The organism is Bacillus cereus group sp. N31 (genome assembly GCF_016483245.1).
GTDB classification, from domain to species: domain Bacteria; phylum Bacillota; class Bacilli; order Bacillales; family Bacillaceae_G; genus Bacillus_A; species Bacillus_A toyonensis.
The window spans coordinates 1-12,031 of the sequence record NZ_JAEHCH010000052.1; the positions used below are offsets into that span (position 1 = coordinate 1).

Genomic DNA, 12,031 nt, shown 5'->3' on the forward strand with positions numbered 1-12,031 from the left:
CCTCAAATATAGCAATTGCTTCATGCCATATTAGAAATTGTTTATCTTCTTTTGATTGAAAATTATTTTGTTTTTTTCTTGTTTTACTATTTCATAAAGTTCTTTATATTGTTTTTGCTTTGCGCAATCTCTCATTTTAGAATATATTTTTTTATTATCATTATGATACGTGAAATTATTAATTTAATTCTTCAATATTCGACGACTCAACAATATGATATCTCTTAATTTATTAAACTTGTTTTCATTGCTCCATAAATAAAAAAAGCCTAAACCCTTGTGTGTCAATAGGTTCAAACTTTTAAATTTATAGGAATACCCTTTGCAACAAGTTGCCATTAGGATAGTGTATCAGCAACTTGTAGCTATTACTATGAATGCTACATTCTTCAAAAATATTACACATTTTTTAGATTTTCTTTATATTATTCTATGCTTTATTTAAAATTATAATTCCATATTTATGAACAAAAGTTTAGATTTATGGAAATTTGGACAAGTTATTATTACCACAAGCTTAATTAGGGGGGATTCCGATGTTTGGGTTAGGAAAAAAAAGAACTCCATTTGGTGAATATTTAGACCGTAGAGGGATTAAACAACAATGGTTAGTACAACGAACCGGATTAAGTAAATCTTTAATAAGTGATTTAGCAAATAAGAAGGATCGAATTCCTACCTTAACATCCGCAACTAAAATCATTAAAACACTAAGGAAATTTGATAAACGTATTGATTATCATGATTTTTGGGACATAAATGCTTAAAACAACTAAAATATATCTTCCATTACAAATGTTCTCATAAACACATTTCGGTTTATAGCATATTGCTCTAACTTTGATTGTCGATAGTCTGATAATGTAAAAAAATTAATTACTGGAACAATAGCATTCTGTCTTTTGTAGATATCTGTTATATGGCCATATAACTGTATTTTATGTTCGTTTGCCTTCATATGTTGCATACGATCTATTTCAACAAAATAGGGAACATTATCCTCAAAATACGTTGCATCAGGAATAATCTGATACCGTTGACCATTAATTGAAAACTCGATAGGTCTTTCTGTTTTCCATTCTGGAAATCCAAGCCACATCCAGCTTTCGTTTCGCATTAATATGTGCTGTAATTGACTACTTTTCTTTACTTCTTTTGTAATTCCTAATAAATCCCGTCCCTTTTTATTTAAATAATATACGTGTTCACGAGCCATTTTTGTAATGTGACAATACGGGTGCATATCCTTTAATACACGATTTGCATTTCGAATACTACCTAGACAGTGGATGGCTTGTAATTGCCTCCTAGTTAAAAAATCCAACTTACTCAAAGTGGATAAAATCTCGATTTGTCTCGCTTTCTGTTTGAGTGTTTGATGCCTCATTTTGTTTCACCACCTTATATTGCTTTAGTAACTCCCACATATCTGTATCCTTTAAAAAAGGTACCTGAATTTCTTCTGTACGATCAGTTTTAAATAATGCTCTTCCTGGAAGAGAAGGTAAATCTTCAAGACCTGGTTCATCCAAAGCAACTTGTGAAGCGACCGCCGTTGGTAATCGAAAGCCTATTTTCGCATCAGCATTTTGTTTAATTTGCCTTGGTAGTGTATCAGAGGTTGGATATTGCGTACAAAATATGAGCCGGAATCCTAAACCACCTCCGATCCTTGCAATTTCAGATAACATCTCCTGGCACAAAAATAATACATCACGTTGTTTTTTAGGTAATCCTTGTGTGGGACAAAGATTTGCTCCTTCATCTACTATGATGAAGCAACGTTCTCTAATTGATGTGTCTATGATATTGGTAAAATAGGACTTCTTCATCATTTCAATCTGTTTTACCATCTTTTCACGTACTCTTCCCAACATTTCTAATGCCTGTTTCGGGTTTTCAGCGACTTCTACAACTTGGGATAACTCTTTGTAAGGGCTAAACTCTAACCCTTCTTTCAAATCAATAATAAAAAATTTCACGTGTTGAGATTGTTGTAAAATTAAACTAGTCATCACATTTTTTAAGAATACTGTCTTTCCAAAACGAGTCATTCCACTTACACACATATGCGGTGTTTTCTCAAAATCATGATATATATATTTATCTAACGCTTTCCCCACCATAACTCTCCATGTATGCTCTTTTAATAGATCCTTAGACCAATTCCACATTTCAGGTATTCTTTGGCTAAATACTCGAATATGAAGCTCTCTTTGATGAAACGATATTTTAACAGGTTTATATAGACCTTCTTCTAATACTTCAGCTAACTTTTGGATTAGTTGACTAGGTACACCAAGTGGTAACTTGTAAACATAATTCATACTTATATCATCTTTAATTTCTTTTATAAAAATGGGATATTGTAATTCACCTTTATGCTGAACACATACCTTTGTAATTTCAAAAAACGTTGCAATTTTTTTCTTATCATTCGGTCCATTACTTTGGTAAAAATAAGCTACAGTTATAAACGTTGCTGGGATTAATAAAAGTGACAACATTCCCTCCATACCTCCTTAAGGTAGTTGAGCCTGTATGGAAGCTTAGAAAAAGCTGTTTAAAATGCGCTATTATAATCATTTTCAACTACCAGATGTAATGCTAGCGTAGAAACACATCTAGAATATCCATTAGAACGTACCAAACGCTTCCAATTAGTAGGCATTTAAGACCCGCACGTAGCAACCAACCTGGAAGATAAAAACCTTTCTTCTTCAGCAATTGTATTCCTAAAACTGAAGCTCCCGTCACTCCATACACAATCCCTAGCTCTCCAATGAGAGTCATATTAACCCCATCCTTTTGGTTTAATGGATAAATTCCCTTTACCATCCTTAAAAAGTTGATATTCATCTAATAGCTGATTCCAGGAGACAGCCAGTTCATCACCATATAGATCCTCTTCGATTTTTTGACTTAAATAATAATACCCTTGGTATTGTCGGTCCAGGTATACTTCATGTCGTCGCATGTGTTCTTGTATAGCACATACGTTTTCTTCATTTTTAGTAGCTTTGTACATTTGATTCAATGTTCGAGAAGAATACAGATAAGGTGTACTATACAGCATTTGATATTGATTCATATGTCTTCACCATCCATATAGAATTCTAGATACACTAAATACATATGATAATGATATAAGTTTTCGAATTTGTCCCTAAAAAAATACGTCATTCCTATTTTGGAATGACGTTTGACAGGAATCTTAAATTCTCTGACATGTTGCTATAGCCTTAAAAAATAACTGTGAGGATAGTTATAGATTTATTTTTGAACACACAATGGTATTTAATGAACACTATAGTTTTGTTAGTTTTTCTATAATTATTGTTTATCGTTATACTATATCAGTTTGTTTATGAATATTAGTTAATAAAATCTAATATAAATATATATCTTATATATATTTAAAATATAAAGATAAAACTTATATAGGACTGAGAAATGTACGTATATCCTTACTGTAACAAAGCCTTTTAACATTACATATCGTAAAAAATCATAAATAGTAGAATTTTACAGTAGAAAAACAAACCATATTAAGCTCTAAAAACTACAAATAATCATAAACGAAACTTAGTATTTCTACATAAAAAATGAAACAAATTAATACATTATTAAACATATTTATTCAATCGTGAAATTTCATATGAATTCACGGAATCTCCACAATTTGATTATAGTTACCCACAAAAGATTCACATTATGTGTTAATTAATCAACATAATCCATATTAAGCACGTAACTCACATGAATATTGATGATTTTTGATAGATGAAGGCGTATAAGCTATTTATATCAATGATAATTGCACTAAATTACTCACATTATGTGTTATTTATCTACTTATCCACGAAATTTAATTTATTTCTTATGATTTCTTGTAGGTATTTGAATGTATTTAGACAACTCATAACGTCTTTTTATGAAAGTATGTGTGGAAATTGAGATAAGTACCATACTATTTTTGTATATGATTGCATAAAAAAAGACCCTATTATGAATAGAATCGAGTAAAGCTACTTATTGTGAAGAAGGAGTAAATTTCTTTTAAATAAACGGATCAACACGAATAGCCCTCTATCTTGAATTTTTTCAAAAATAGAGAGCTGATGATGATTAGTTCGCTTTCATTGCTGTCAGTACTTGCTCAGCTGTTGTTACTTGGATACCAGCGCGTATTAACTGTTCAAAGGCACGCATAAATGTAATTAAATTGAAGCTATCTGGTACTTCAATAACACGAAGCTTTTCTTTCGGTAATCTATCTATCTTTTCAATGAACAATTCACGAACATCACTAGGAATAATACGCTCTTTATGCCCTCTTGCTTTTAAGAGTTCACGTATTTCAATTTCTAAAGCCATATAAGCGTTTAGGTTTGTACCTTGTTCATAGGCGTACTTTCTAAACAACGTTTCTTCTTGATACTTTAGATAGTTGCGGTGATACGATTCCTCTGTAACAGGTACAGCAAATTTAGAGTTTAGTAATTCATACGTTTTGCGGAACAACTTTTTGATGTTTCGCAGAGAGTACATAGAGAAATGCAATCCGAAATCAAATACAGCTTGTTCTTTTTGTTCTTTTGGAACATGCTGTGTAATAAGCGGATAGATACCTTCTTTAGCAGCTGTATCAAGAATTTTATATTGTGATGTTTGATTTAATAATTTCTTCAGTGTATATACTAACTTGCTTGGATATTCTTCATTACGATCTATCATGTCACGTAAGCTATGGATTACACTTCGAATTTGTCGATTGCATGTATGTTTTAGCACATGAATAAATTTGTTCATGTCTTGTGTAAATTCTCCAATACTCATCTCTTGTAGTACGGATTCGATAAAACGAGCTTTACGAGCATAAGTAAGCTTTGGTGTGAATGGATCACGATACTGTACTTCTCCGATTTCTTTTGTACATAAGAAATCCGTATGTAAGGATAGATATAGAGTTGTATATCTTTTTTTATTCTTAACCCCTTTTTGTAATTTACAAATTTTAAATAGTGGAGTCCCTGTACATGGTAATGCAGTTGTTAACTCTGTTATAACCGCACGTATCTGATGTGGGTATTTTTTATGTAAGAAGCGGTACATCCCACCAAAATGAGTTCTATTCCCTCTTTCATCTTGTTTGTCTAAGGAACGTTTTAGTGTAGTTTCACTGTGCTGTTGCATTGCAATATCTAAGAAGAGTTTCTTAGATGCAATTGATAACTCAAAGAAAGCCTTTGTAAATACCACTGGGCTAATATAAACATATGCATTGGCCTTTTCAGTTTCTTCATTCATAAAATGAGTTAATTTAATTGTATATCGGCCATCTAATTCATTTTCAATCGAAATAATGTTATGTATACTTAATTTCTTTAATGCAATATAGAATTGAGAATGCTGTATGTAAGTAAATTCTTCTTTATACAGTTTGTAATCTTCCCACATCATATGTATTGTTACATTTGGAATGACTCCATTTGTGTAACATTTTTTATGTAGATATAAGAAGACCTCCAGATCTGCGTTTGTAATGCCATATAATTTATGCTTTCTTCCCATTGTTTCCGAAATAGCAGATAGTGTACGACGTGAAAAAGATGGTTTAGCCTGTGCAACGAAGCCATCCACATCAGCAATACGCTCTTCGTATGTCATATGATCAACAATATCCTCAAGGTATGTATCTTTATAGCTGTAGTATTTCTCTTCGAAAGTTTCAACAAGTTTTTGCCAAGACTTCAGTGTTACTAAAACTGCATTTGTGGATTGTCCATTTAGACTACGTTGATTACGAATAATAAATGATTTTCCCATCTTTTTCACCTCCTACCTATAAATCTTGAAATAAATACCAAAAACTATAAAATATATCAATTTTGATTATATCAAATCGAAATTTGATGAAATGTGTCCCTTTAAGAGAAAAAATGAAAAGATGAAACGCCCTTTAATCCCTTGTGTATCAAGGGGTTTCAGGATTCGTTTTTTTTTTTTTATGGACATGATATAGCTATAGATTTTCATATTGGTAGAAAAGATGAAAAATAGAAAAAAAACCTTATAAGCATGATTAAATCAACAATTATATCGATTTTTAAAAAATAAAAAGGGACATGATATGGCTATAAATTTTCATATTAATAATTATGAATTAAATAGGAAAAACTCTTTAAATAGTGATGTTAATGGGCTTTATCTGTAATTTTTCAATTGAAAAAGGGACATGAATTAGCTAGGTGAGTTTTCATGTTCGGTTAAAAAAAGGAACATTATATAGCTATGAGTTTTCATGTTGCATAAATACATGAAAATAGAGTTAGAAACGTGTAAATCCTTAATATGAAAGGGTTAATGGGCTTTTTATCTAAAAAGAAAGGGACATCATATAGCTATAAATTTTCATAACTAATAATATTGCTGTAATAGAAATGCTTATATATCAAGCTTTAAGCACTTTTAGAAAAAATTTTTCGAGTTAATAAAAAAGGGACACATAATGTTATTTTTGTTTCATGTTTTGTTAAAAAGGGACATGATATGGCTATAAATTTTCATGATCATGAGTTTGGGATGTTCGAAGTAATCGAAAAATAAAAGCACTAAACAAGACTTGTTAAGCGTAGTTCCCCTTTTGAATATTAGGCATAAAACGATTAAACTTTATTTTCAAGCTAGAGTAACTATGTTTTTAAGGTGAAATTAGAGCAAGGCGAATAAAATGTCGAAAATATAAGAATTTTGTTATTTTTTTGTTGATTTATGTTATTTATAATGTTAAACTCATAACAATAAAGAAAGAGTAAACGAAAACCCTTAGTGATTAAATTGTCAGAATATTCACTTTTATCGGTTACTCCATGTGATTTTCACGTTTGTGTATTGCTTTTCCACTCTTTCTTTGTTCTTCCTTATAAAAGAAAACAACCTGTTTTTATCCAAGTTGTTTTCTCTTGTAAAGATTTAATTTTTTTTAACATTTGGGATTACTATTTTAAAAATTATTATTGTTTAGGAGGGATAGCTAATAGCTTGGACACTTAATGAAGAGTTTTTATTACAATGGAGCGGATCCAGAAAGAGGTGAAAAACAAGAAATTTGGATATTAGTTTTTTAACTTTAGAAAAGGAAGAATAAAAATATAGTGGACATACAATTACAATAAAGGAATGCAGTATAGATTATTATACTTGCATTCCTTTGCCATGAAAATGTATGGTGTTAGTGCGTTATATAATATAAAAGTTGTCCTGAATTTTCTACCTATATTTTCTGTATTGAATTTTATCAATCCTGTTTACTAGTTCATTTAATGATGATTTGTTTAGGGATTCTCAAGGTTATCTTTCCTGGTTATCATAATATGTTTTATCTGCGTATTTTTTATCATTTCCTTTTAGGTAGGCTAAGATTACTTTTGGATTTTTAAGTAAAGCCCAGTCTCCATATGTATCAAATCTTCTGCATGAAGTGATCATTCCATTTTTAATTGTACCGAATTTCTTATTATTTTGCTTTCCCCATTCTTTTAACCGTTTAGCGAAATCTGCATCTTCTGTCATAAGCATGTTTTCATTAAATCCGTTGATTTCCATAAAGTCTTTTTTATAGCACCAAAAAATCCCGACAGATATAGCTCCATACTTAAAAAGTAAGGGGATTATTATTAAAATTGCGGAAAAGAATATTCCTAAAGATATTCTTTCAAACTTCCCAGTTACCCCACCACCAATGTATTTACCTGAAGCTAAATATTTATCTACATTAGATAACATAGACTCTGCCATTTGAGTATCAGCATCTATAGTAATGATTATTTCTCCACTAGCTATTTTAGCCCCTGCATTTCGGATTTTAGACAAATTTTTATCGTTATTTTTTAATGTAATACAATTATAAGATTTTGCTATTTCCTCTGTTTTATCTGTGCAACGATTTAAAACAACTATGACTTCAATTTGATCTTTATATGCTTCTGATGCCTTTGCAATTGAATCTAAACATTTTCTAATGTACTTTTCTTCATTGTGAGCAGGTATTATAATAGAAAACTTCACATCTTTTTTAAAATTGACTCCTGAAGGTTCATTTGTATCAGTCATAATATTCCCCCTTTTTATAAAGTGAATTTTAACTATACATAACATATATTAACATTTTTGAGGTTTTATTAGAGAAAGCAAAAATAAAATTTAATCGTTTTGAAAAAAGATGCCCCATTTTATCCCTTTGGATTTTACAAATTGATTGAGTCTTGTATAATCAGTTACAGAGCGGGCTATAAGTATGCAAACTAGAGCCTTTAACATGTTAACAACGAAACAGGAATGGGAATATTCTGACTTCATTTCTAGTTTTTATAAAAAGGAACATCATATAGCTAATTATTTTCAAGTTCAGATTAAGAATAACTAAATGTATATAAGGAGCAGAATTTATATGGATGACGTTCTACAATTGTTTAGAGATGCACTATCAATAACGGAACAATTGTATAAAAAAGATGAGCAATTGTGGCAAAAATGGGTGTCCTATTATGTTGAGGTTGAAGCAGATAAAAGTAAAATTGTGACTTCAGAATACCTTTCTCCATCATTTTCAATGCTCGTACAGTGGCTAGAGCAACAACAAAGAAAAGGTGTTTCTCCTCTTGATATATATAGAAATATCGATGAATATAGATTAATCATTGATGAGACAATAGGTGTCTTTATTGAACAAGAGTTTCGTAAAAATCAGACAGTTAGTAATAAAGTGCATACAGCAACAAGTGAATCAAATGCAAGTACATTGAATGAAAACTATTTAGAAGTAAATAACTCCGCAGTGTATTATAAGTTGAGGGATGGAATAGCTAAAAATCAATTTGAAGAAGATGAAAACACACGGTTAAAATCATATCCTATTGAAACAAAAGATAGTAATGGAGTGGCACAGCTTTCCTCTCATAAAGATGAAGATCTAAAATTAACGAATATTGAAGAGGCAGCAAGATGGAATACATTAGTAGATGGTGTAATGAGTAATATGGATGATCTAACTGCAGATTGTTTAGATAGCATCACGATTCAATGGTTGAATGAAGCAAAATCGCCTGATGAATTTATTGATTTTTCATATGAACAAGTTTTAGAGATGTGCAGTATTTCAAAGGCTAAGGCAAATGGTGTTGAATACTACAGGGTAGAAGATAAAATTAAAGTAGCGAAGCGGATTGCGGCCCTAGCAAGTATTTTTATATATCTAAATGATGACAATGAAGTAGTCGTATTAAATGATCGTGCTGAAACAGGTAAGCATTATGAAGTAAAACGTGAGGTAATTAAAAGACTATTCGTATTAGATTCTGTAGTTTTATGGAGAGATAAAAACACAAACGAATACATGGGAATAGAATCGTGCCGAATCAAACCAGGAAGTTTCTTATCTGGATATTTATATGGATCTAATAGTACTACCGCATTATTATCAAAAAAGGCACTTGAATATAATAGTTATAGACATAAATATCATAAAAGGTTAATTCGATATTTGACATGGCAATGGAGAATACGTCAAATGTTTTCTAGTTTACAAAGACCTTATTCCATAGGTGGAGATAAAGGTTTGTTAGCAGTTATGGGGATAAACCAGAAACAAAAACCGAATCGTATTCGCGAACAATTAGAAAATGTTCTTATGGATCTAGAAAAAGAAGAGGTAATTTCTCATTGGGAATATGATAATGGTTTAGAAGAAGAAAAACTAACAAAAAAGAATTGGTTTAAAAACTATTATTCACAGTTAGGAATAGTAATATTGCCGCCAAAAGAACTAATTAGTTCAATGGAAAACTTAGCAAAAAAGAAAACAATTGATACAATACATGAGGAAAATCAGCCAATAAAAATTGTAGAAAAACCATTAGATACAACTGAAAATGAACAAGTAATTAGAGAGAAAATAGAGTTTGTGCATATGAAAAAGAATATAACTATGCGAGAACTTTCAGTAGAGATAGGTATATCGCAGCCTACTCTTTCTAGATTTTATAATAAAAAAACAAAACGTCTCTCTAGTACGGCAAGAAGCAAATTAAATCAATGGTATAAACGACAGTTAATCATTGATAAGATGTAAGTTGAAAATTAAACCTAAAAAAAGAGTCCTATTTCTAGGACTCTTTTTTTAGAGTATTTACATACTAATTACCAAATAAACTTGCCGTATCAAGATCATCATATTCATCATTCAAAACATTTGTTTCAGATTTAGAAACGTCTTCTTTTTTTTCGTCTTCATTATCGGGCTTCTCTTCAGAAGTTCCAATTACTTCATTAGAAGATTTAATCTCATTAGGGATGTTTTGATCATCATTTTTGATAATGAGTTTTGAATCATTCAATAGGACCCGTTTAACCTCATTTAAAAAATCTTTATCTTGAAGTAAGATCTCTCTTTGCATTTGTTGTTGAATCTTATAATCACCAACATCTTGTAAACCATGTTTATCAATAAAGTAACAGACAAGTTTATATAATGAATCTGCTATATTTCCTTGAGATTCAAACCATTTAAAGAACTCTTCATTCTCAATTTTTTTGAGATTCCAAAAGAAAGATTCTCTTTTCTTGTCAGCCATATTATCTCACCTTTTTTCGAGTAAGAATCTTCTTGATTACTTGCATCCCTCTAGCATTCATATCTACAGCATATTTTTCTGGTATCCATAATAAGTACATACCAACTTGCTCACAATACTCTAATAGTTGATTATATAACTCATCTTTAAAAGTAACACTTCCCCCACCGTATACACATAAAATTTCAGCTTCACTAGCGGTATTGTTTACATACTTTTCACTTGTATCTTCTAAGATAAGTTCAGCTTGTTCTACTTTTGTAATATTAAAGTACCCAGTTGCTTCTTCATAGTATTTATGATCTGGATCTTGAAGGATTTGTGAGAATTGTTGGCGTTTAATGTTTGTTCCACGTTCTTGGTTTAATAGCTTAACAGCTTCTTCTGTAGCATGCCCAACTCCACGTCTTTCTCCGCTACAAGCATCAATGACTGGATTTACACCAACTGTGTATATATACTCAGTTGTTCCATCTCCAATGTCGCTATGTAAGATTTTTTTGTTCTTAAAGAAGGATTTTTCAACTGTCTCTACCCCAAGTTTGTCTTTATATAGTTTAATAAAGTCACTAAACATATCTTCTTCGCCTTCAAGGATTGCATATAAAGGAGGAACGCCTTCCTGGGTAATGTTTGCACTGTTAAATGCTAAGCTGACTGTTACTTGTTCTTCCCCTACATAAACAACTACAACATGATTTGAATTAGTAAAACGTTGCTCTAGGTGTTTTGCATTTACTGGTGTCCATTGGCTTGCTGGAATAGCTGAAATAAGATCAACAGTCACATTAATTGATTGTGGTAGTTGTTCAGTTCTTTCCCACTCAAGCTGAACGGATTTATTTGCAATTAGTCCTAGCATATTAATTAACGGCAAATCATCGTTATATTTTTGACCTACTTTAATGTTCATGTTTTTTGGGTTCTTCCCTGTTAGCATCGCTCGATTACCAATAAAGTACATACCAGATCTTCTAATTGATTTACTAGCAATATTTACAAACATATTGTCTACTAGATTAATCACATTTTTTTGAGTGTTTGTTTCTGTTACATTTGGCATTGAGTAAACGCTTTGATATACGTTTTTCATTTTTATGTATTCACCATTAATGTAACCTTTAAAAGAATCGTTCCCAATATCGCCTTCAATGTCTATATGAAGAGTTTTTCCTTTTGAATTCTTCATTATACATCACCTCTATAAAATTTATTTTTTATTTATATTTAATAAATATATTATACCTTAAAAGTAGAGTAATTACAAGGTTTTGAACGGGATTAACCTTAATTAAATATCAATTAGATATAATTTAAATATAAAATTAATATTTAATGAATTCATTTTATATTTAACAGTTGATTAATCAGGTTTTTATATAAAATAAATATAAAAC

10 protein-coding genes and 1 pseudogene are annotated in these 12,031 nt (G+C 30.6%); 2 read left to right on the forward strand and 9 right to left on the reverse strand.

All coding sequences use genetic code 11. The features are described 5' to 3' along the window. Nucleotides 1-135: pseudogene (locus JDS81_RS29320) on the reverse strand (transcriptional regulator); the annotation flags it as partial. A 401-nt stretch (nucleotides 136-536) separates the two neighbouring features. Here JDS81_RS29320 and JDS81_RS29325 point away from each other — a divergent pair. Then, a complete protein-coding gene (locus JDS81_RS29325) occupies nucleotides 537-767 on the forward strand; it encodes a helix-turn-helix domain-containing protein (RefSeq protein WP_000467336.1) in 231 nt (76 codons plus the stop codon). A 5-nt stretch (nucleotides 768-772) separates the two neighbouring features. On the opposite strand, the gene JDS81_RS29330 is transcribed toward JDS81_RS29325, so the two are convergent. The 6 genes from JDS81_RS29330 to JDS81_RS29355 form a co-directional block, all read right to left on the reverse strand. Next, nucleotides 773-1,387: a replication-relaxation family protein gene (locus JDS81_RS29330; RefSeq protein WP_001216350.1), complete on the reverse strand. Its 615-nt coding sequence runs from the start codon at nucleotides 1,385-1,387 to the stop codon at nucleotides 773-775. Beyond that, on the reverse strand, nucleotides 1,326-2,507 hold the full coding sequence (locus JDS81_RS29335) for an FtsK/SpoIIIE domain-containing protein (protein WP_098158134.1): 1,182 nt from the start codon (nucleotides 2,505-2,507) through the stop codon (nucleotides 1,326-1,328). Before JDS81_RS29335 ends, JDS81_RS29330 begins: the two co-directional genes overlap by 62 nt. Nucleotides 2,508-2,607: 100 nt before the next feature. Further along, entirely contained in the window at nucleotides 2,608-2,793 is a 186-nt protein-coding gene (locus JDS81_RS29340; RefSeq protein WP_097953411.1) for a hypothetical protein, read from the reverse strand. Between the two features lies 1 nt (nucleotide 2,794). Beyond that, nucleotides 2,795-3,091 (reverse strand): hypothetical protein, encoded by a 297-nt coding sequence (locus JDS81_RS29345; RefSeq protein WP_097953412.1) that lies wholly within the window; start codon nucleotides 3,089-3,091, stop codon nucleotides 2,795-2,797. A 1,037-nt stretch (nucleotides 3,092-4,128) separates the two neighbouring features. Continuing rightward, nucleotides 4,129-5,829: a hypothetical protein gene (locus tag JDS81_RS29350; protein WP_098145320.1), complete on the reverse strand. Its 1,701-nt coding sequence runs from the start codon at nucleotides 5,827-5,829 to the stop codon at nucleotides 4,129-4,131. Between the two features lie 1,524 nt (nucleotides 5,830-7,353). Beyond that, a complete protein-coding gene (locus JDS81_RS29355) occupies nucleotides 7,354-8,115 on the reverse strand; it encodes a glycosyltransferase (RefSeq protein ID WP_098145321.1) in 762 nt (253 codons plus the stop codon). Between the two features lie 337 nt (nucleotides 8,116-8,452). Here JDS81_RS29355 and JDS81_RS29360 point away from each other — a divergent pair, with 337 nt between their 5' ends. Further along, on the forward strand, nucleotides 8,453-10,132 hold the full coding sequence (locus JDS81_RS29360; protein WP_199688672.1) for a helix-turn-helix domain-containing protein: 1,680 nt from the start codon (nucleotides 8,453-8,455) through the stop codon (nucleotides 10,130-10,132). A gap of 64 nt (nucleotides 10,133-10,196) precedes the next feature. Here JDS81_RS29360 and JDS81_RS29365 read toward each other — a convergent pair whose 3' ends face one another. Continuing rightward, nucleotides 10,197-10,634 (reverse strand): hypothetical protein, encoded by a 438-nt coding sequence (locus JDS81_RS29365; RefSeq protein ID WP_098145323.1) that lies wholly within the window; start codon nucleotides 10,632-10,634, stop codon nucleotides 10,197-10,199. Nucleotide 10,635: 1 nt separating this feature from the next. After that, nucleotides 10,636-11,823: a ParM/StbA family protein gene (locus JDS81_RS29370; RefSeq protein WP_199688673.1), complete on the reverse strand. Its 1,188-nt coding sequence runs from the start codon at nucleotides 11,821-11,823 to the stop codon at nucleotides 10,636-10,638. Between the last annotated feature and the right edge of the window lie 208 nt (nucleotides 11,824-12,031).

Coding starts and splice junctions, on each gene's coding strand:
- JDS81_RS29325 (WP_000467336.1), top strand. CDS start 537: ATGTTTGGGTTAGGAAAAAAAAGAACTCCATTTGGTGAATATTTAGAC.
- JDS81_RS29335 (WP_098158134.1), bottom strand. CDS start 2,507: ATGTTGTCACTTTTATTAATCCCAGCAACGTTTATAACTGTAGCTTAT.
- JDS81_RS29360 (WP_199688672.1), top strand. CDS start 8,453: ATGGATGACGTTCTACAATTGTTTAGAGATGCACTATCAATAACGGAA.
- JDS81_RS29365 (WP_098145323.1), bottom strand. CDS start 10,634: ATGGCTGACAAGAAAAGAGAATCTTTCTTTTGGAATCTCAAAAAAATT.
- JDS81_RS29330 (WP_001216350.1), bottom strand. CDS start 1,387: ATGAGGCATCAAACACTCAAACAGAAAGCGAGACAAATCGAGATTTTA.
- JDS81_RS29355 (WP_098145321.1), bottom strand. CDS start 8,115: ATGACTGATACAAATGAACCTTCAGGAGTCAATTTTAAAAAAGATGTG.
- JDS81_RS29340 (WP_097953411.1), bottom strand. CDS start 2,793: ATGACTCTCATTGGAGAGCTAGGGATTGTGTATGGAGTGACGGGAGCT.
- JDS81_RS29345 (WP_097953412.1), bottom strand. CDS start 3,091: ATGAATCAATATCAAATGCTGTATAGTACACCTTATCTGTATTCTTCT.
- JDS81_RS29350 (WP_098145320.1), bottom strand. CDS start 5,829: ATGGGAAAATCATTTATTATTCGTAATCAACGTAGTCTAAATGGACAA.
- JDS81_RS29370 (WP_199688673.1), bottom strand. CDS start 11,823: ATGAAGAATTCAAAAGGAAAAACTCTTCATATAGACATTGAAGGCGAT.